The following is a 20281-nucleotide window of genomic DNA, read 5'->3' as shown; positions in this document are numbered from 1 at the left end:
TGTAAAGAGGGTTTGGACGAGCATGGTTTCGGGGAAACATTCACGCGTAGACATGACGGCTGGAGAGCGCCGCCGCTGGAGAACGAACCTTCTTCTGGCGTCCAGCATGCTGGCCTGCATGGCGGGCTTTGCGCCAAATGCCGCGCATGCGCAGGCGCGCGCTGTTGCCGGCGCCACGGAAACCGTCAGCTTCCAGATCCCCGCCCAGCCGCTGTCTGCCGCCATCAACGCCTTCATCCGCCAGAGCGGCTGGCAGATCAGCTATTCCTCGGCTCTTGCGGCGGGCAAAACGTCGACCGCCGTCTCCGGCAGCCTGACGCCATCTGCTGCTTTGCAGCTTATGGTGCAGGGCACGGGCGTCACGGTGCGGATCAGCGGGCCGGGCTCGGCCGCTCTCGTCAATCCGCATGCGGCGGATGCAGGTGGAGCTGCGGCGGACGGTTCGACCGTGCTCGAGACGATTACGGTTCAGGGGCAGGGTGGTGGCACCACGGAAGGATCCGGGTCGTACACCACGGGTCAGATGAACACGGCGACGGGGCTTCCGCTTTCCATCCGGGAGACGCCGCAGTCCGTCACGGTGGTCACCCGCCAGCGCATGGAGGATCAGGCGAGCAGCTCGCTGCAGGATGTTCTGGAAACTTCAAGTGGCATATCCATCCAGAAGTACGACAGCGATCGGACCGAATATCTCGCACGCGGTTTTACCGTGGGCGAGTTCCAGTATGACGGTGTCGTGATCCAGAATGAGGGCGTCTACGACTACGGTCTGACCAATCCTGATACGGCGATCTATGACCGGGTCGAAATCGTGAAGGGGGCAAATGGCCTTTTGCAGGGATCAGGCAGTCCCGGTGCTGCCGTCAATCTTGTCCGCAAGCGGCCGACCGACACGTTCCAGGCTTCCATCACCGGAACTGCCGGTTCCGGGAATGCCTACCGGACGGAGGCAGATGTCTCGGGGCCTCTCAATCCCGATGGCTCGTTGCGCGGTCGCCTTGTGGGCTCGTTCGAGGATGCGGAATCCTACCTCGATCATTACGAGAAGAAGTCCTTCAATCTCTATGGCATTCTGGAGGCTGATATCACCGACAACACAACCTTGTCGCTGGGTGCAGACTATCAGCAGAACAGGCCGCGCGGCTCGAGTTGGACGGGGCTTCCCATGTTCTACAGCGACGGGACCCGCACCGACTTCGATGTGTCGACCAATCCGGCGACGGACTGGAGCCGCCGCGACACGTTCACAAACAACTTCTTCGTTACGCTCGATCATGAATTCGACAATGGCTGGAAGACCGACCTTACCTACAATCATCGCCGCAACGGGCATGACAGTGTGCTGGGATCCGCAGGGAGCGGCTATCCTGATCCGGTGACTGGCGCAGGGGTCTACCAGTATGTCGGCAAATACACCGGTCGGCTGGTCCAGGACACTCTTGATGCCAAGCTTTCCGGTCCCATCGAGCTATTCGGCCGTGAGCACGACCTGATGTTCGGCGCAACAGCGTCGCACAAGACAACCAAAGGCCCGCTCTATGGCTATGGCGGCGTCAACTACGATCCAGCGGTGCCGGACTTTTTTTCCTGGGACGGCAATACCGACGAGTCCGATTTCGACCTGACAGGCCGATATGAGAACAGCCTTACTCAGTATGGTGCCTATGCCGCGACCCGACTTCGGCCGACGGATGATTTGTCTTTCATCCTGGGCAGCCGTTTCAGCTGGTATGACTACGATGACCAAGGCAGTTACGACAATGCGACAGCCACCTGGAGCGGTGCCAGCCAAATTTCGGCGAATGGCAAAGTGACCCCTTATCTCGGTGTGGTTTACGACGTGAACCAGGACTGGTCAGTCTATGCGAGCTATACCGGCATTTTCAAACCGCAAGGAATTCAGGACGTAAACGGCGCCTATCTCGATCCTGAAGAAGGCCATAGCTATGAAGCTGGCGTGAAGGCCGAACTGTTTGGCGGCAGGTTAAATACAAGTGCTGCTGTCTTCATGATCAAGCAGGATAACGTTGCGGAGCGTGCCGGAACTGATCCCAATACGGGGGAAGACTACTATACGGCGGCCGATGGCGTCACGACGAAGGGTTTCGAACTTGAAGCATCCGGCGAGATCAGGTCGGACTGGAATGTCTATGCGAGCTACACCTATTCTCACGCTCGGAAGGCTGACGGAGAAAGGGTCTATTCCTTTATCCAGACAACGGCTCCAGAGAATGTTGTCAAGCTCTACACGACCTACACGCTTCCCGGTGAATGGGACAAGCTGACCATCGGTGGCGGTGTACGTTGGCAGGACAAGATCTACGGCTATGTCTACAGCCCGGCCAATGTCTATGAAGACATCACGCAAAAGAACGTGTTCCTCGTTGACCTGATGGCGAAGTACAAACTGAACGACAAGGTGGACATCACGTTCAACGTCAAGAACCTGTTGAACGAGAAGTACTATGCCGGGCTCGGCAACTTCGACACCGGCTATTACGGCGAGCCGCGCAGTTTCAGCGTTTCAACAAAATTCAAGTTCTGATCGTGGGCCTCCTGACCCGACGTGCCCTGACCAGAAGTATGGCGGCAATGCTTTTGCCGCCTCCTTTGGCGTGGGCGCACGTCGGAGCCTATCCACGAGTGGTCGATCATGCCTTCGGGCGGACCGAGTTGCGCTCGCAACCGCAGCGGCTCGTCACGATCGGGTACGGCGACGAGGCGCCGTTTCTCGCACTCGGGTGTAAACCCATTGCCATCGCCTATTCCGGCATGTTTGCGAGCGGCATGACGCCTTGGTGCGAGCCACAATACGGAGCGCAAAAGCCTGAGCTTCTCGATGGCAGCATGATCGATTTCGAGCAGATAGCGCGCCTGAAACCGGACCTCATTGTCGGCGTCTTTTCGCAAATCGATGCCGTCTCCTACAACAGGCTGAGCCGGATCGCGCCGACGATTGCTTATCGCAGCGGGCCATGGCGGGCTGGGTGGCGTGAGCAGACCGAAATCGCCGGCGCTGTCCTCGGGCTCGATGAGCGAGCAAAACAGCTCATCGCCGAGACCGAACGGCTTTTGGGCAGTTACGGCGACGTCTATTCTGATCTCAAGGGAAAGAGCTTCACCTTCGGCTCATATTTTGCAGGCAGCAGCCGGATCGTCGTTTACCTGCCGGGTGAGACCCGGGTCGATTGGATGATCGAGATCGGTATGCGACCATCCCCGGGCGTTCAGCTGCTTGCCAAGGCCGCCGATGGACATGTTGCCGCCGATGCCAGCCTCGAAGACCTGGAAAGTGTTGCCGCCGATCTCCTGGTCATGTGGTACGAGCCCGGTGCCCGCGCAGCGCTGGAAAGTCAGCGCCTGTTTCAGAGGTTCTCGTCCGTTCGCGAAGGTCGATATGTTGCGCTGGAGGATCCGACAGAGATCTGGGCGGCCTCCTGGCCGAGCGTTCTGGCCATTCCCTATGCATTTCCCGAATTCCTTCCACGGATGGAAACGGCCGTCACACAGAAGGTACGTTGACATGCATGCAAACGCACACGCTCTTTCAGGCGCCGAGGATCACGATCACGAAGCCTATGTGGAGGACAACTTCCTGGCCTCGGTGGTGGAGATCGGGCATCTGACGCCGTCGATGATCCGGGTGGTGCTAAAGCTGGATGGCGGAGAGCGGTTGTTGCCGAGCGGGCATCCGGATGAGTGGGTGCGCCTTGCGGTGCCCGCAGATGACGCAACACCGGTGGTGCTGCCGGTGCTCCGCGAGAACGGGCGGTGGGAGATGCCGGAGGGGACGGATTATGCGCCGAACCGGCCGTACACGGTGCGCCGCTGGAAGGCAAAGACCTGCGAGATGGTGCTCGACATGGCTGTGCATGAGGGCGGTGTTGCGGCCAGCTGGGCGATGAATGCGAGGGTGGGCGACATTGTCGGCATCTGCAACCCGGAAGGCCGGTTCTGGTTGCCGAAGGGCAGCCGGTGGCTGTTGATGTTGACGGATATTACCGGCCTTCCTGCCGTGGGGCGGGTGCTGGAGGAACTGCCTGAAGGGTTTACAGCAGTGGTGCATGTCGAGATCCCGTCCGATGCCGATCGTCAGGAGATCGGGCAGCTGATCGAGACGGGGGCCAATGCTGATGTCACCTGGCATGCCTGTCACGGGCTGCGGCCGGAGCGACCCGGCTATACGGAACTGCCGCGCATTGCGCGTGAGATCACCGCGCTGCCGGAAGGGCCGGGCTATATCTATATCGCCGGCGAGGCCAAGGCCGCCGCCGAGTGCCGCAAGCATTTCCGCGATCAACTCGGTTTCGACAAACACCGCATCGATGCTGTCGGCTACTGGATCGAAGGGCAGGCCCGGGTGTGAGGGGTGCGAGCACGGCCCTGTCGATCGAAGCCGGTGATCGAGCCGCCAGCGTCCGTCTTGGGCGCGGCCTCGTCATGGCATTGGTCGGCGTCAGTCTCCTGGCATGCCTGTCGCTGGCGAGTCTTGTGCTCGGGGTCAGGCCCATCGCGGTATCGACGGTGGTTGACACTCTTCTGGCCTATGACGACGGTTTGGTCGATCATATCGTCATCATCGACTATCGCCTGCCGCGCACCCTGCTGGCTCTGCTATGCGGGTCAGCCTTCGGCGTGTCGGGGGCGTTGATCCAGGCGGTCACGCGCAATCCGCTGGCCGATCCGGGGATCGTCGGCGTCAATGCGGGCGCGGCCTTCTCCGTGACCTTGGCAATCGGGCTCTTCGGCTTCCACTCGATCGATGCCTATCTGTGGTTTGCACTCATCGGCGCGGTGCTGGTGACGCTGGCCGTCTACGGGCTGGGCATGGCAGGACGAGGCGGTCCAGCGCCGGTTCGCCTGGTGTTGGCGGGTGTGGCACTGTCGGCGGTGCTCGGTGGCATTGGCTCCTCGATCACGCTGACCAACCCGCAGGCCTTCGATACGATGCGCCAGTGGTCGATAGGCTCGGTGGCCGGGCGCGATCTGGCGGTGGTAACGGCGACCGCACCATTCATCGGGATCGGCCTGCTGATTGCGCTCTTTAGCGCCCGCGCGCTAGATGCCGTGGCGCTTGGCGAGGATCTGGCCCGCTCGCTCGGGGCCAGTCTTGTTCGCGTCCGGATCCTTACGCTTGTCGCCGTCACGCTTCTCGCCGGGGCGGCCACGGCAGCATGCGGTCCGATCGGTTTCATCGGGTTGATGGTGCCGCATGTGGTGCGCTGGTTTACCGGGCCCGACCAGCGCCTGATCCTTCCCATGACCGCGATCTATGCGCCAGTGCTGCTGCTGGCGGCCGACATCGCCGGGCGGCTTGTGCTTTATCCGGGCGAGCTGGAGGCGGGCGTGGTGACCGCCTTTCTCGGGGCGCCCGTGCTGATCGTCCTGGCGCGGCGCAAACAGGCGGGGGGACTGTGACAATGCCACGGGGCTCCCACAGGCTGGATCACGGTCGCGCCATCCTGGCCATTCGCCTCGCGGGGGGCCGCCTGTCCTTTCTCCTCGAGGCGCGAGTTCTGGCCGTGCTTCTGGTCCTGCTGTCGCTGATCGCCACGCTCACCGCCCTGTCGCTGTTGAGCGGCAAATATCCAATCGCGCTGGCCGAGGTGCTCCGGGCTCTGGCCGGGCGAGGAGAGCCGATGGTTCGGATGATCGTGGTCGAATGGCGCCTGCCGCGCGTAGCACTCGCCGTTTTGCTCGGTGCGGCACTCGGCACGAGTGGAGCCATCTTTCAGAGCCTGACCCGCAACCCGCTCGGGAGCCCCGACATTATCGGCTTTTCCGCCGGGTCCTATACCGGTGCGCTGCTTGTGATCCTGCTCTTTTCCGGCGGTACCTCCGAGACGGCGCTCGGCGCGCTGGTGGGCGGAATCCTGACTGCGATCATGGTGTACCTCTTGGCCTATAAGCAGGGGGTAAAGGGCTTAAGGCTTATCATCGTCGGGATTGGCGTGGCTGCCATGTTGTCGGCCTTTAACGCCTGGATGATCCGCGAGGCGGAGCTTCAGGTGGCGATGTCAGCCGCCATCTGGGGGGCGGGCTCGCTGAACGGCCTTGGCATCGAGCAGCTTGTCCCAGTCGCACTGATGCTTGCCATCGTGCTGCCGCTGACGCTCCTGTTGTCGCGCCCGATGCGCCAGCTGGAACTGGGCGAGGATGTGGCCCGCGCCTCTGGTGTCGACGTGAACAGGATCCGTGGCCTGCTGATGCTTTCCGGCGTTGCGCTGACCGCGCTCGTTACCGCGACGGCTGGGCCGATTTCCTTCATCGCGCTCTGTGCGCCGCAGATCGCCAGGCGGATGACACGTTCGCCGAGTGTGGCACTTGTTCCCTCGGCGCTGACCGGGGCGCTCCTCTTTCTCATTGCTGATTGGACCGCCCAGCATGCATTCGGTCTCCAGCTTCCCGTCGGCGTCATGACAGTCAGCCTCGGTGGGATCTATTTTCTCTGGCTTCTGATACAGGAGGGTCGCAAATGACCGAGAGCCCTTGCCACCCGATGCACCAACGCGCAGCCGACAGACTGTACGCCGACAGTGTGACCCTGCGTTACGATGCGCGCACGATCTCGCAGAACCTCAGCGTGTCCATTCCCGATGGTGGCTTCACGGTGATCGTCGGTCCCAATGCCTGCGGCAAGTCCACGCTGCTGCGCGCCCTGTCGCGCCTGCTTGCACCGTCGGCGGGCCAGATCGTCCTCGATGGACGCTGCCTGCGCGATATGCCGTCAAGCCAGGTTGCTCGCCTCCTCGGCCTCCTGCCACAGTCCTCCACCGCCCCTGAAGGTATCACGGTGGCGGATCTCGTGGCACGGGGGCGCTATCCGCATCAATCCTTCCTGCGCCAGTGGTCTAGGATGGATGAGGAGGCGGTTATGGCTGCGATGGAGGCAACCTGTGTGACGGAACTGTCCGGGCGGCCGGTCGACGAGCTTTCCGGTGGCCAGCGGCAGAGGGTTTGGATTTCCATGGTGCTCGCACAGCAGACGCCGATTCTGCTGCTGGACGAGCCGACAACCTTCCTCGATATCGCCCACCAGATCGAGCTCATGGACCTGCTCGCCGAACTCAACGCTGAAGGCCGCACCGTGGTTGCCGTTCTCCACGATCTGAACCAGGCCTGCCGTTATGGCACCCATCTGATCGCCATCAAGAATGGCGCAATCGCAGCCGAAGGCCGACCATCGGCCATTGTTACCGAAGATCTGGTGGAGGAGGTCTTCGGCCTGCCCTCTATCATCATCCCGGATCCCGTCACCGGCACACCGCTGATCGTGCCGAAGGGGCGTTTGCCGGTGGCAGACACCCAACGGGGCCCGTCTTTCCTCAAGAAAGGGCTGGCCCAGTGACAGATCTGCCGAAGCGTTTTGCTGCATATTACCGGCCGCATCGCGGCTTGTTCGCGCTCGATTTCTCCTCCGCCGTTGCCGCCGGCCTGCTGGAACTCGCATTTCCCGTCGCCGTGACGCTGTTCATCGACAGACTGCTGCCGACCAACCAATTGGGTCTGATCGTTCTGGCATCTCTTGGTCTGCTTCTCATCTACATCGTTAATGCCGGTCTGCAGGTTATCGTCATGTATTGGGGCCATATGCTGGGTCTGAGGATCGAGACCGAGATGCGCCGCAAAGCCTTCGATCATCTGCAAAAGCTCTCCTTTGGCTTCTTCGACAACCAGAAGACCGGTCATCTGGTAGCGCGCTTGACCAAGGACCTGGAGGAGATCGGCGAGGTGGCCCATCACGGACCGGAGGATCTGTTCATCGCCATCATGACACTGATCGGCGCGCTGGTTCTGATGTTGTGGGTGCATGTGCCGTTGGCACTGATGACCGCCATCATCGTCCCCGTCACCGCGATCCTCACGGCCGTCTACGGCAAGCGGATGACCGCGACCTGGCACGCGCTTTATGGCCGGGTGGCGGAGTTCAACGCGCGTATCGAGGAGAATATCGGCGGAATCCGCGTCGTGCAGGCTTTTGCCAACGAGGATCACGAGCGCGCACTTTTTGCCGAGAACAATGGCAATTACCTTGCCACGAAGCTTGAGGCCTACAAGGTGATGGCGGCGTCGATGTCGCTCTCCTACCTCTCCATGCGTTTCGTGCAGGTGGTGGTGATGCTGGCAGGTGCCTGGTTTGTGGTTCGGGGCGAGATGACCGCGGGCGGCTTCGTCGGCTTCCTGTTGCTGGTCAACGTCTTCTTCCGCCCGATCGACAAGATCAATTCGATCATCGAGACCTATCCCAAAAGTCTTGCCGGATTTCAGCGCTATTGCCAGTTCCTCGATACGCGGCCGGATATCGCCGACCGTGATGATGCAAAACCCGTCGAGCGGCTGAAGGGGGCGATCGATTATCGCGATGTTAGTTTCGGCTATGGTGCCGAAAAGACCGTGCTTTCGGAGCTGAACCTGGCGATCAAACCGGGCGAGACGATCGCCTTCGTCGGGTCCTCGGGTGCCGGCAAGACCACAATCTGCTCGCTCCTGCCGCGCTTCTACGACGTGACGGGAGGTGCGATCCTCATCGACGGCATCGATATCAGGGACATGACGCTGAAGTCGCTGCGTTCCAATATCGGAATCGTGCAGCAGGACGTCTTCCTGTTTGCGGGAACGATCAGGGAAAACATCGCCTATGGTCGTCTCGATGCGACCGAGGCGGAGATCGTGGAGGCGGCCCGAGGCGCACGGCTCGAAGATGTGATTGCAGCACTTCCCGCAGGGCTGGACACGATCGTCGGCGAACGCGGTGTCAAACTGTCCGGTGGTCAGAAACAGCGGCTAGCCATTGCCCGCATCTTGCTCAAGAACCCGCCTATGCTCATCCTGGACGAAGCCACCTCGGCGCTGGACCCCGAGACGGAGCGCGCCATTCAGCAGTCCCTGGCGGAGTTGGCAAAAGGCCGCACGACGCTGATCGTCGCGCACCGACTTGCTACCATTGCTCATGCCGACCGGATTGTTGTGATCGAGGAGGGGAGGATCGCAGAGCAGGGACACCATGCTGATCTCATGAGCCGCAAAAACGGACGTTATCGCGACCTGCACAATATGCGGGACGCGTATGGTCTTGGTGCCCTGAGTTGAGGCGAAGTTCTGAGCCGCGCCGGCGGTCGCCAAACAAGCCGGATGAAGCATACGCTTGTGCTGTCATATAGCGAAGCGGTGTTGCTCGACCAAACCAGCTTCGCCTTCGTGTTGCGGGTGAACAGGAGACGCAATCTCAGGATTGCAGCCGCACCTGCCTGACCCCGGCGGCGGAATTACAAGTCTCCGCGCAATCAGGCCCCCGCAACCAAATCAAACATAAATACGCAAAACCGCCTCCATCCAATGGGGGCGGATTTTGCGTTTGCGACAGGTCGAAAACACGAAACAAGCGAAGTGAACTGCGAAACGGGGAATCTATACCGCCAATGGCTCGCGCTCCCCGCTATCGAGAAACACAAACGACCAGAGTTACAAATAACCTGCCATCATCCCCGTCCGTTAACACACATACTAGCTCCGCTCACATATGCAGCTTTTAACGGCAGGGGGCACAGTATCGAACGACCGACGGAATAAAGCGTTTGCAGGTGACCCAAAGCTAACACAGGGATGTTGAAGTTGCAGTACCTGGCTGCGTGAGCAAGCTGTTTCGTTGGGGCACGACCCTCTGCCGGATCGGGGCGCCGTCGATGCTGGTATCGAGCGCATTGGTGCCCGTGGTTGGTTCGGAGTGCGGTCCCTCAAAGAACCCTCCTGCTTCGATCCTTTCTCTTTTCGATTCAGAGACGTTCCGTGGCCTTAAGCCTTGAGAGTTGTGGCGGGGGGTATCAAGCGAAGGGGGACGTGTGGGTCTCCATATTCTTGCATGCATTTTGATCGAATTGTCAGATTTTGATGATTCTTTGAGCAACGGAGGCAGATTGTAATTGGCTCTTTTTTGGAAAACCCTAGGGGAAAATTGCAGATGTCCTGCCGGCTTTGAATTGGCACGGTGCTTGCTTCCCTAATCTCAGAGTTTGGACGCTAGGGTTCCGATACACTTGAAGTGTGTGACTGGTCCGAGAGCAGCCACTGGGCGGAGGAGAAATTCTGTCCAGATGCACGGCGGGAAAAAAGCCCGGGAGACCTCGTTAGCCAAGGGATTGGCGGCGCTGGTCTTCGCCATTCCCTTTTTGAAAAGCGCAAAAGGGGAATGCTCATGATGAACTTCAAAAAAACTATCTCTGCAATTGCGGCAGCGACGCTGGTCGTTGCGGGGATCTGCTCATCTGCGGAAGCTGCACAAAAGAAAGACTTCAAAGTTGCCTGGTCGATCTATGTCGGCTGGATGCCCTGGGGCTATGCCAATGACACCGGCATCGTGAAGAAATGGGCTGATAAATACGGCATCAACATCGAAGTCACGCAGTTCAACGACTACGTAGAGTCGATGAACCAGTACACCGCTGGTGCCTTCGATGCGGTGACGCTGACCAACATGGACGGCCTGTCGATCCCCGCCGCCGGTGGCGTCGACACGACTGCCGTCATCGTCGGCGATTTTTCGAACGGCAACGACGCCCTCATCCTGAAGGAAAAGGACAAGCTCGAGGATGTGAAGGGCCAGAACGTCAATCTCGTCGAGTTCTCGGTCTCCCATTATCTGCTGGCCCGTGCGCTCGAAAGCATCGGCTCGTCCGAGCGGGACGTAAAGGTGGTCAACACCTCTGACGCCGACATGGTCGCTGCCTATCAGACCCCCGATGTGAACGCCGTCGTGACCTGGAACCCGCTTGTCTCTTCCATCCTGGAGGACGCCTCGGCCAAGAAGGTTTTCGACAGCTCGCAGATCCCGGGAGAGATCATCGACCTGATGGTCGCCAACACCGATGTGCTCAGGGACAATCCGGACTTTGGAAAGGCGCTGGCCGGCATCTGGTACGAGACCATGGCGGTCATGACTGCGCGGACGGACGAGGGTAAGGCAGCGCGTACAGCGATGGGCACTGCCTCCGGCACCGATTTGGCAGGCTTTGAAGCGCAGATGGCGGCGACAAAGCTGTTCGACAAGCCGGCTGATGCAGTTGCCTTTACGGCTTCTCCGAACCTGTCCAAGACCATGGACCTCGTCCGCAACTTCCTGTTTGAAAAGGGCCTGCTTGGAAGCGGTGCGCCCTCCGCCGATGTCATCGGGATTGAACTGGCAGACGGCTCGGTGCTTGGCGACAAGGAAAACGTCAAATTCCGCTTCACCACGACCTACATGGACGCTGCCGCCAAGGGTGCGCTCTGAGCGTTGATTACCGCCCGGAGGATAATGTCTTCCGGGCGGTTGCTGCCTCCCTGAAACCCTGGAGTGGTCGATGCGCTGGATCAATGCTCATCCCGGAAATGGCGCGCGCCTGACGCTGGTGCTTCTGCCTTTCGTGCTGGTGCTTGGCGCCTACATGATCGGTTCGGCCGAGCGGCTCGCGGAAAACCCGAATGACAAGTTGTTGCCCGGTTTTGCCGCCCTGTGGGAAGGCATAAGCCGCATGGCCTTTACGGCTGACGTCAGAACTGGCGAATACCTGCTCTGGTCGGATACCTGGGCGAGCCTGGGGCGCCTCTTTGCCGGGCTTGGCATCGCCACCGCGATCGCGCTGCTTCTCGGCCTTGTCATCGGTATCCTGCCCTATGCACGGGCAACTCTGTCTCCCTTCGTCGGTGCCATTTCCATGGTTCCACCGCTGGCGCTGCTGCCGATCCTCTTCATCGTCATGGGGCTAGGCGAGGCGTCGAAAATTGCGCTGATCGTCATCGGTGTCGCCCCGATCATGATACGTGATCTGGCGCTGACTGCGATATCGCTTCCGCGCGAGATGATTGTCAAAGCGGAGACCCTGTCGGCCTCGTCCTGGCAGATCGCTTTGCGTGTGGTGCTGCCACAGATCTTGCCGCGCCTGATCACCACGCTCCGCCTGCAGCTTGGCCCCGCCTGGCTCTTCCTCATTGCCGCTGAAGCGATCTCCTCCGACAGCGGCCTCGGCTACCGGATCTTCCTGGTCCGTCGCTATCTCTCGATGGATGTCATCTTCCCCTATGTTCTCTGGATCACGCTGCTCGCGATCCTCACCGACATCCTGCTCGATCGCCTGCGCATCGCGGTCTTCCCCTGGTCCGAACTGGAGAAGGGCAAATGAGCGCGCTTTCCATCAAGAACCTCTGGAAGGAATATGGCGACCAGATCGTGCTCGAAAACGTTTCGATCGAGATCGAATCGAGAGCCTTCGTCGCGCTGGTCGGCCCTTCCGGTTGCGGCAAGTCCACCTTCCTGCGCCTGCTGCTCGGCCAGGAGCGTCAGACCAAGGGTGAGATCGTGCTCGATGGTCTGGCCTTGCCGAAGGAGCCAGGGCCCGATCGCGGCGTCGTCTTCCAGCGCTACTCCGTGTTTCCGCATCTGACCGTGCTCGGCAATGTCATGCTCGGCAAGGAGTTGAAAGCCTCCCGCTTCGCCGCCCGGCTGTTCGGTGCCGCGAAACGCGCGGTTGAGGACGAGGCCCGCGCTATGATCGCGGCGGTCGGGCTTGCCGGCTCCGAGGACAAGTATCCGGCCCAGCTCTCCGGCGGCATGCAGCAGCGACTGGCGCTCGCCCAGGCGCTGCTCATGCGGCCCAAGGTTCTGCTGCTCGACGAACCCTTCGGCGCGTTGGATCCGGGGATCCGCGCGGAGATCCACACGTTGATGAAGACGCTCTGGCACGAGGCGCCGATGACCGTGGTCATGGTCACCCATGACATGCGCGAGGCCTTCACGCTGGCTACCCGCGTCGTTGCCTTCGAGCGTCCCCGCGACCGCCCGGAGGAAAAGTTGCGCTACGGTGCAACGATCACCCGCGACATCGCCATATGGCCGCCCCGCAAGGCGGGCGAGGCCTCCTTCTTTCGCCCCGACCGGGACGGCCCGGTCTCTTCAAAGGGTCAATAGCCGGGACGACCCGGCCAACGAAACCACTGGAGATGACAATGCATATCCGACGTTCCCCCGAAGAGATCGCTGCCAACCGGGCGCGCTACGAGGAGCATCAGAAGAAGGGGCTGGAATTCGCTCCGAAGGCGTTACCGGCCAAGAGCGTAAAACCTGCACCCGCAATCGCTGCCGACACGATCGTCCACCAGGAAAAGCTGCCCGGCGGCTGGTATTGGTGGACCCGCGTCAAGGCCAGCGAGACGCTGCGCATCGCGCTCGATGAAGGTTTGTCGACCGTCTCCGTCGTCGCCTGGAATGCCGAGGACCCGACCGAGCGCATGAACCTGCCCGATACTGTCAAGGTGCAGTGGACCACAGGGCTTGGAAAGGGACGTGTCATCTTCTCCGACATGGGCAAGGTCATGTTCTCGATCACCGAGGATAGCTCCGGCGCTCATGACGTGTTGATGGGCGGCTCGACCGCCTCCTCCAACGCGAAGAAATATGCCGGCCAGAACGGTCCTGATCTGCGCAACACCCGCGACAACTTCGTGCTGATCGCCACCAAATCAGGCCTCGACAAGCGCGACATTCCGGCAGCACTTGCCCTTTTCGCACCCGTCCGTGTCGATGCGGATGGCAAATTCGAGTGGAAACCGGATCTCGTTTCCGAAGGCGACTATGTCGATCTGCGTGCTGAGATGGACATGATCGTCGGCTTCTCCAATTGCCCGCATCCGCTCGATCCAAACCCGGTCTACGCACCCAATTCCGTCAGCATCACCCGCATTGCTGCAATCGAGCCGGCGGCGGATGATCTGTGCCGGACCGCAACCGCCGAAGCCATCCGTGGCTTCGAAAACAACGCTTTTGCGGCACTTTGAGAGGAGAGGCGATCATGACCAGATTCATCCAGACCTCTCCCGCCCGCACGCTCGCCAACACCGCGCAGGATCATTACATCGCCGCCGAAGCGCCCTTCTCGACCTTCATCAAAAAGGGTCAGGTGGTGCGCATCGAGGACAGCTATGGCCAGCAGGCCGTCGATACGCTCTTCTACAACGCCCATGATTTCTCCGAGCGCTATTCCAGCCAGGACACCATGCGCGAGCAGGGTGCTGCCTACATCTCCACCGGCACCAAGGTGATCTCCAACGAAGGTCGGGTGATGCTGACGGTCACCGCCGACAGCTGCGGCCGGCACGATACCTCTGCCGGCGCCTGCTCCTGCGAGAGCAACACGGTCCGCTTCGGCCATTACACGAAATACCTGCATGCCTGCCGGGACAACTTCGTCATCGAGGTTTCCAAACATGGCATGAGCAAGCGCGACGTCGTGCCGAACATCAACTTCTTCATGAACGTGCCGATCGAACCCTCAGGCGAAATGACCATCGTCGACGGCATTTCCGCCCCCGGCGACTATGTCGAGCTGAAGGCGGAGATGGACGTGCTGCTCGTCATCTCCAATTGCCCGCAGATCAACAACCCCTGCAACGGCTTCGATCCCACGCCGATCCGGGTGCTCGTCTGGGACGACGAGGCGGCCTGATGTTCAACAAGGTTTTGATTGCCAATCGCGGCGAGATCGCCGTGCGCGTCATCAAGACGCTTCAGAAGATGGGGATCGCAAGCGTTGCGGTCTATTCCGATGCCGACCGCTTTTCGAAGGCCGTGCTCATGGCCGACGAGGCGGTGCGCCTCGGCCCCGCACCCGCCAGCGAAAGCTATCTCAACGTCGATGCCGTGATTGCCGCCTGCCGTCAGACGGGTGCGCAAGCCGTGCATCCCGGCTATGGCTTCCTCTCGGAGAACATCGGCTTTGCCGAACGGCTGAAGGTGGAAGGCATCACCTTCATCGGCCCGACGCCGGACAACATCTCCGCCTTCGGCCTGAAGCACACGGCCCGCGAACTGGCCAAGGCGAGTGGCGTGCCCTTATTGCCCGGCTCCGGCCTGCTCGACAGCCGGGAAGACGCGCTCTCCGCAGCGGAGCAGATTGGCTATCCGGTGATGCTGAAATCGACAGCTGGCGGCGGCGGTATCGGCATGCAGCTCTGCGACAATGCGGAGGCTCTTGCCGCTGCCTTCGACACAGTACAGCGCACGGCGAAATCCAGCTTCGGCGATGCCCGCGTCTATCTCGAACGCTTCGTCTCCAAGGCCCGCCATGTCGAGGTGCAAATCTTCGGCGATGGCAGGGGCAGGGTGATTGCGCTCGGCGAACGCGACTGCTCGCTCCAGCGCCGGAACCAGAAGGTGATCGAGGAAACACCGGCACCTGGTCTGTCCGATGCCGTGCGCCAGCGCCTGCACGCCGCCGCCGTGTCGCTCGGCCAGCAGGTCGCTTACGCCTCCGCCGGCACCGTTGAATTCATCTATGATCCCGCCCGCGAAGAATTCTACTTCCTCGAGGTGAACACCCGACTGCAGGTCGAACATCCGGTCACGGAAGCCGTCTTCGGTGTGGATCTGGTCGAATGGATGATCCGCCAAGCTGCCGGCGAAGATGTGCTGACGGGCAAGGAAAGCCTCGTGCCGAGTGGGGCCGCGATCGAAGCGCGCGTCTATGCCGAAATGCCCCATGCCGGCTTTCGCCCGAGTGCCGGTCTGCTGACCGAAGTTGCCTTCCCCGATGGCATCCGCGTTGACGGTTGGGTAGAGACGGGAACCGAGGTCACACCCTTCTACGATCCCATGCTCGCCAAGGTGATCGTCTCGGGCGCGGATCGGGATACGGCCATTGCGGCGCTCTCCTCCGCGCTGGAAGAAACCTCGCTTGCCGGCATCGAGACCAACCTCGAATACCTCAAGGCCATCGCCGTCTCCGACCTGTTCCGAAGCGGTGATGTCGCGACCACGGCCTTGAAGGATTTCGCCTTCGTGCCCGATGTCGTCGAGGTGATCGCCCCTGGCGCGCAGTCGAGCCTCCAGGAACTGCCGGGCCGTCTCGGTCTCTGGCATGTCGGCGTCCCGCCATCGGGCCCGATGGACGAACGCTCCTTCCGCCATGCCAATCGGCTGGTCGGCAACCACGATCATACGGCGGCCCTGGAACTGACCGTCTCCGGGCCGGTGCTAAAATTCTTCTCTGATACGGTGATCGCACTTGCGGGCGCCGTGATGCCGATGAAGCTCGACGGCGTCGAGGTGCCCCACAATCAAACGGTCCAGGTGAAAGCCGGCCAGACGCTGGCCATCGGCAGCATCGCCGGTGCCGGTCAGCGCGCCTATCTGGCGGTTTCCGGCGGCTTCGATGCCCCCGTGGTCATGGGCTCCCGCGCCACCTTCGGCCTCGGCCAGTTCGGCGGCAATGCCACCGGCACTTTGCGGGCGGGACACGTTCTGCGATTGGCGCGCCGTAACCAGACCGATGTCCTGCCGGCAACCGAGCCTGCAGAACTGACCCGCGAATGGTCCGTCGGCGTGCTCTATGGTCCGCATGGCGCGCCTGACTTCTTCCTCGAAGAGGATATCGAGACGTTGTTCTCGACGCCTTACGAGGTGCATTTCAACTCGGCGCGCACGGGTGTGCGGCTGATCGGTCCGGCCCCCAAATGGGCCCGCACCGATGGCGGCGAGGCGGGGCTTCACCCGTCGAACCTGCATGACAATGCCTATGCGATTGGCGCGATCGACTTTACCGGCGACATGCCGATCATTCTCGGCCCCGACGGCCCCAGCCTCGGCGGCTTCGTCTGCCCTGCGGTGATTGCCCGCGACGAGCAGTGGAAGATGGGCCAGTTCAAGCCGGGAGATAGAATCCGGTTTCATGCGGTGACGCGTGAGGAGGATGGTGTCCTTTCCGCAGGTTCCGTCCCCGGTTTACCCCCCTCTGTCCTGCCGGACATCTCCCCCACAAGGGGGGAGAGTGGTCCATCGCCGGCCTTGCCTGAGACTGCAAAAGAGCTCACGTCCAATTCAACCGATGCGGCAGGCGAGACGGCCGCCTCCCCGCTCTCCCCCCTTGTGGGGGAGATGCCCGGCAGGGCAGAGGGGGGTAAGGCTCGGCACACCGCCTTCGGCTCCCCCATCCTCGCCTCCCACGATACCGGGCCCATCCCCGTCGTCTACCGCCGACAGGGGGACGACAATCTGCTGGTCGAATACGGCCCGATGCAGCTCGATATCGGCATCCGCATGCGCGTCCATCTGCTGATGCAGGCAGTCAAGGAGGCGAAGCTTCAGGGCCTGATCGATCTGACACCCGGTATCCGATCGCTGCAGATCCACTATGACAGCACCACGCTGTCGCGCTTGAAACTTCTCGCCGCACTCGCCGAGATCGAGAAGAGCCTGCCTCCGGTCTCAGCCGTCAAGGTGCCGAGCCGGACCGTCTGGCTGCCGCTCTCCTGGAATGATCCGGATGCGGAACTGGCCATGCGCAAGTATCAGGAACTCGTCCGACCTAACGCGCCATGGTGCCCGTCGAACATCGAGTTCATCCGCCGCATCAACGGGCTCCCCGACGAGCAGGCGGTGAAGGACACGATCTTCAACGCCTCCTATCTCGTGATGGGCCTCGGCGATGTCTATCTCGGCGCGCCGGTTGCAACCCCCATCGATCCCCGCCACCGGCTGGTGACGACGAAGTACAATCCGGCCCGCACATGGACGCCTGAGAACGCCGTCGGCATTGGCGGGGCCTATATGTGCATCTACGGCATGGAAGGGCCGGGCGGCTATCAGCTCTTCGGCCGCACGATTCAGGTGTGGAATACCTGGCGGCAGACGGATGTCTTTGCCAAGGACAAGCCCTGGCTGCTCGATTTCTTCGACCAGATCCGCTTCTTCCCCGTGAGCCACGAAGAACTTACAGAGGCCCGCGCCGCATTCCCGCATGGCGGTTATCCGATCCGGATCGACGAGGGCACCTTCTCCTATGCCGACTACGAGGCGGAGATGGCCCGCAATGCAGAGAGCATCGGCGCCTTCAAGCAGGGACAGCAGGCGGCTTTCGAGGCGGAGCGCAAGCGCTGGAAGGACGAAGGGCTCGATAGTTTCCAGGTGGATGACGGCGCGGGCGCAAGCCTCGGCGGCGATATCCCCGAGGGCTGCTTCGGGGTGGAGACTGCCGTGCCCGGCAATGTCTGGAAATTGCTGGTCGAGGAAGGCCAGTCCGTGCAGGCAGGCGACACGCTTGCCATCATCGAGTCGATGAAAATGGAAATCACCGTCACTGCCCATGCCGCTGGCCGCGTCCGGGACCTGCGTGCCGGGCCGGGTCGCAACGTCAAGGCCGGCGATGTCCTGGTCATCTTGGAGGATCTGTAATGCTGCCGACTATTCTCGATCTCGCTTCGCTCAAGTCCGCCTATGCCAGCGGGCTCACCCCACTCGATCTCGTCGAGGAGGTGATCACCCGCCGCAAGGCTTCAGACGATCGGGCGGTCTTCATCACGCAGACGCCGGAGGATGACTTGCGGGCAGCCGCAAAGGCCCTGATGGAGCGCGCGCCGGAGCCGAACAGTTTGCCGCTCTGGGGCGTGCCCTTCGCGGTCAAGGACAATATCGACGTCTCCGGCCTGCCGACCACCGCAGCCTGCCCCGCCTTCGCCTACCAGCCTGAGAAGGACGCAACGGTCGTCGCGAGACTGAAGGCTGCGGGGGCCATCGTCATCGGCAAGACCAATCTCGACCAGTTTGCGACGGGCCTGAACGGCACACGGTCTCCTTATGGTGCTCCGCGCTCCGTCTTCGACAAGGACTATGTCTCTGGCGGCTCCTCGTCCGGCTCGGCCGTCACGGTTGCGGCCGGCCTCGCAAGCTTTGCGCTCGGCACCGATACCGCCGGTTCCGGCCGCGTGCCCGCCGCCTTCAACAACCTTGTCGGCATCAAGCCAACGCCCGGCCTCGTGCCGAATGTCGGCGTCGTGCCGGCCTGCCGCAGTGTCGACGTCGTCACGGTCTTTTCCGCGACCGTCGGCGATGGTGTCGCGATCCGCAAGGTCATGGATGGCTATGACGCCGGTGATCCCTATTCCCGCAGGGCGTCGCCAGTGGCCCTGCCGGGTTCAGGCCTGCGCATCGGTGTGCTCGAAGGAGCCGAGCGCGAGTTCTTCGGGAACAAGGCCGTTGAAGCCCTCTACGATCAGGCGATCGAGCGGGCGAAATCACTCGGGGCCACCATCGTTCCTTTCGACTACGCGCCGTTCCGGCAGGCCGCCGAACTGCTTTACAACGGCCCCTGGGTGGCCGAGCGTCTCGCAGCGGTAAAGGAGTTCATCGGCACCAATGCCGCTGATTTCGATCCGACGGTGCGCACCATCATCGAAGGTGCCAGGGGTTATGATGCCGTCGCGGCTTTCGAAGGCCAGTACAAGCTCGGCCATCTCCGCCAGAAGGCACTTGTCGAATGGGAGAAGCTCGACGTCCTGATGCTGCCGACCTCGCCCACGACCTATACGGTCGAGGCGATGCTGGCAGACCCGATCGTCAAGAACAGTCATTTCGGCCGCTACACAAACTTCGCCAATCTTTTCGGCTATGCGGCCATCGCCGTGCCCGGCGGCTTCGGCTCCGACGGTCTGCCCAGCGGCGTCACCTTCTTCGGCCCCTCCTTCTCCGACGATGCGCTGGCGCCCTTTGCCGATGCCATGCACCGCGCCGCTCAGTCCGGTATGGGCAAGGACAAGACTGTAGCCCTGCCGGAAGCCTCGAAGGTTGCCGAGCCCGACGATGGCCTCGTCACCATCATGGTTGTCGGCGCGCATCTGACCGGCATGCCGCTCAACCACGAACTGACGGGTCCCGGCGGCAAGCTGGTGAAGACCTGCCGCACCGCCGGCGACTACCGCCTCTTCGTCCTGCCCAACACCACGCCACCCAAGCCGGGCCTGATCCGTGAGCCGGGTTTTGAAGGCAAGGGGCTTGAAGTGGAAGTCTGGAAGGTCACGCCCGCTGCCTTCGGCCGCTTCGTCCAGAACATCCCCGCACCGCTCGGCATCGGCAAGGTCACGCTCGATGACGGCGCCCAAGTCTCGGGCTTCCTCTGCGAGCCCTATGCCATCCAAGGCGCGCGGGAAGTCACGGATCTCGGCGGCTGGCGCGCCTATGTATCGGCGGAAAGGAGCAAAAAATGAAAAAGAGAGTTTTCCAAACTCTACAGAATTTTTTGCAGCTATTCGTTGAATGCCTAGAGGCGCGCAGTGCAATTCGTGGATTTGGGCGGGAAAAATTCTTCAGAAGGCATCGTTGAGTGCTCATCGCAATTTTTCTGCGATCGCTTCAATATTCCTTCGCCTTGAATGTTCTCAAGACAAATCGTCTCTGACGCCGTCCAAATATCGCGATGACGCCTCGTTCTCTTCTCAGGGAACGTGGCTGTCTCTACGCGGAGAGACTTGCCGCAATTGCGAG

The 20281-nt window shown here is 61.5% G+C and carries 13 protein-coding genes, 1 pseudogene and 1 riboswitch; all 14 genes and pseudogenes read left to right on the top strand.

Translation table 11 applies throughout. The features are described from left to right. The first annotated feature begins 22 nt into the window (after nucleotides 1–22). The 14 genes and pseudogenes from IP76_RS16955 (at nucleotide 23) to atzF (ending at nucleotide 20004) form a co-directional block, all read left to right on the top strand. Nucleotides 23–2545 (top strand): TonB-dependent receptor, encoded by a 2523-nt coding sequence (locus tag IP76_RS16955; protein WP_197278370.1) that lies wholly within the window; start codon nucleotides 23–25, stop codon nucleotides 2543–2545. Between the two features lie 98 nt (nucleotides 2546–2643). Next, complete coding sequence (locus tag IP76_RS16950; protein ID WP_054159421.1) at nucleotides 2644–3522, top strand: ABC transporter substrate-binding protein; 879 nt, start codon at nucleotides 2644–2646, stop codon at nucleotides 3520–3522. 1 nt (nucleotide 3523) lies between these two features. Next, the gene (locus IP76_RS16945; RefSeq protein WP_054159420.1) at nucleotides 3524–4366 is read left to right on the top strand and encodes a siderophore-interacting protein; all 843 of its coding nucleotides are present in this window, start codon (nucleotides 3524–3526) and stop codon (nucleotides 4364–4366) included. Beyond that, a complete protein-coding gene (locus IP76_RS16940) occupies nucleotides 4363–5418 on the top strand; it encodes an iron ABC transporter permease (RefSeq protein WP_054159419.1) in 1056 nt (351 codons plus the stop codon). The genes IP76_RS16945 and IP76_RS16940 overlap by 4 nt, the downstream gene beginning before the upstream one ends. A 2-nt stretch (nucleotides 5419–5420) precedes the next feature. Then, the gene (locus IP76_RS16935) at nucleotides 5421–6479 is read left to right on the top strand and encodes an iron chelate uptake ABC transporter family permease subunit (protein ID WP_054159418.1); all 1059 of its coding nucleotides are present in this window, start codon (nucleotides 5421–5423) and stop codon (nucleotides 6477–6479) included. Beyond that, nucleotides 6476–7348, top strand: a complete 873-nt coding sequence (locus IP76_RS16930; RefSeq protein ID WP_082352580.1) for an ABC transporter ATP-binding protein — start codon at nucleotides 6476–6478, stop codon at nucleotides 7346–7348. The genes IP76_RS16935 and IP76_RS16930 overlap by 4 nt, the downstream gene beginning before the upstream one ends. Then, entirely contained in the window at nucleotides 7345–9090 is a 1746-nt protein-coding gene (locus IP76_RS16925) for an ABC transporter ATP-binding protein (protein ID WP_054159416.1), read from the top strand. The genes IP76_RS16930 and IP76_RS16925 overlap by 4 nt, the downstream gene beginning before the upstream one ends. 916 nt (nucleotides 9091–10006) lie before the next feature. Further along, a riboswitch (guanidine-I (ykkC/yxkD leader) is annotated at nucleotides 10007–10120 on the top strand. Nucleotides 10121–10192: 72 nt separating this feature from the next. Continuing rightward, entirely contained in the window at nucleotides 10193–11266 is a 1074-nt protein-coding gene (locus IP76_RS16920; protein WP_054159436.1) for a putative urea ABC transporter substrate-binding protein, read from the top strand. Between the two features lie 70 nt (nucleotides 11267–11336). Continuing rightward, nucleotides 11337–12155, top strand: a complete 819-nt coding sequence (locus IP76_RS16915) for an ABC transporter permease (protein ID WP_054159415.1) — start codon at nucleotides 11337–11339, stop codon at nucleotides 12153–12155. Continuing rightward, nucleotides 12152–12974 (top strand): annotated as a pseudogene (locus IP76_RS16910) (ABC transporter ATP-binding protein); the annotation flags it as partial. The gene IP76_RS16915 and the pseudogene IP76_RS16910, both read left to right, overlap by 4 nt. A gap of 4 nt (nucleotides 12975–12978) precedes the next feature. Continuing rightward, nucleotides 12979–13806 (top strand): urea amidolyase associated protein UAAP1, encoded by an 828-nt coding sequence (locus IP76_RS16905; RefSeq protein ID WP_197278369.1) that lies wholly within the window; start codon nucleotides 12979–12981, stop codon nucleotides 13804–13806. A gap of 14 nt (nucleotides 13807–13820) precedes the next feature. Continuing rightward, entirely contained in the window at nucleotides 13821–14474 is a 654-nt protein-coding gene (locus tag IP76_RS16900; protein ID WP_054159412.1) for an urea amidolyase associated protein UAAP2, read from the top strand. Then, nucleotides 14474–18196 carry a 5-oxoprolinase/urea amidolyase family protein gene (locus tag IP76_RS16895; RefSeq protein WP_054159411.1) on the top strand — a complete coding sequence of 1241 codons (3723 nt, stop codon included), beginning with the start codon at nucleotides 14474–14476 and terminating at the stop codon, nucleotides 18194–18196. Before IP76_RS16900 ends, IP76_RS16895 begins: the two co-directional genes overlap by 1 nt. Further along, on the top strand, nucleotides 18196–20004 hold the full coding sequence (atzF, locus tag IP76_RS16890) for an allophanate hydrolase (protein WP_054159410.1): 1809 nt from the start codon (nucleotides 18196–18198) through the stop codon (nucleotides 20002–20004). Before IP76_RS16895 ends, atzF begins: the two co-directional genes overlap by 1 nt. Nucleotides 20005–20281 lie beyond the last annotated feature (277 nt).

This window comes from Rhizobium sp. AAP43 (genome assembly GCF_001296045.1).
GTDB lineage: Bacteria > Pseudomonadota > Alphaproteobacteria > Rhizobiales > Rhizobiaceae > Allorhizobium.
This window is presented reverse-complemented; position numbering and strand designations above follow the sequence as displayed.

Excerpts from the sequence above, each read along its gene's own strand:
- IP76_RS16900 (WP_054159412.1), top strand. The coding sequence starts at position 13,821 with ATGACCAGATTCATCCAGACCTCTCCCGCCCGCACGCTCGCCAACACC.
- IP76_RS16935 (WP_054159418.1), top strand. The coding sequence starts at position 5,421 with ATGCCACGGGGCTCCCACAGGCTGGATCACGGTCGCGCCATCCTGGCC.
- IP76_RS16945 (WP_054159420.1), top strand. The coding sequence starts at position 3,524 with ATGCATGCAAACGCACACGCTCTTTCAGGCGCCGAGGATCACGATCAC.
- IP76_RS16955 (WP_197278370.1), top strand. The coding sequence starts at position 23 with ATGGTTTCGGGGAAACATTCACGCGTAGACATGACGGCTGGAGAGCGC.
- IP76_RS16895 (WP_054159411.1), top strand. The coding sequence starts at position 14,474 with ATGTTCAACAAGGTTTTGATTGCCAATCGCGGCGAGATCGCCGTGCGC.
- IP76_RS16930 (WP_082352580.1), top strand. The coding sequence starts at position 6,476 with ATGACCGAGAGCCCTTGCCACCCGATGCACCAACGCGCAGCCGACAGA.
- IP76_RS16920 (WP_054159436.1), top strand. The coding sequence starts at position 10,193 with ATGATGAACTTCAAAAAAACTATCTCTGCAATTGCGGCAGCGACGCTG.
- IP76_RS16915 (WP_054159415.1), top strand. The coding sequence starts at position 11,337 with ATGCGCTGGATCAATGCTCATCCCGGAAATGGCGCGCGCCTGACGCTG.
- atzF (WP_054159410.1), top strand. The coding sequence starts at position 18,196 with ATGCTGCCGACTATTCTCGATCTCGCTTCGCTCAAGTCCGCCTATGCC.
- IP76_RS16905 (WP_197278369.1), top strand. The coding sequence starts at position 12,979 with ATGCATATCCGACGTTCCCCCGAAGAGATCGCTGCCAACCGGGCGCGC.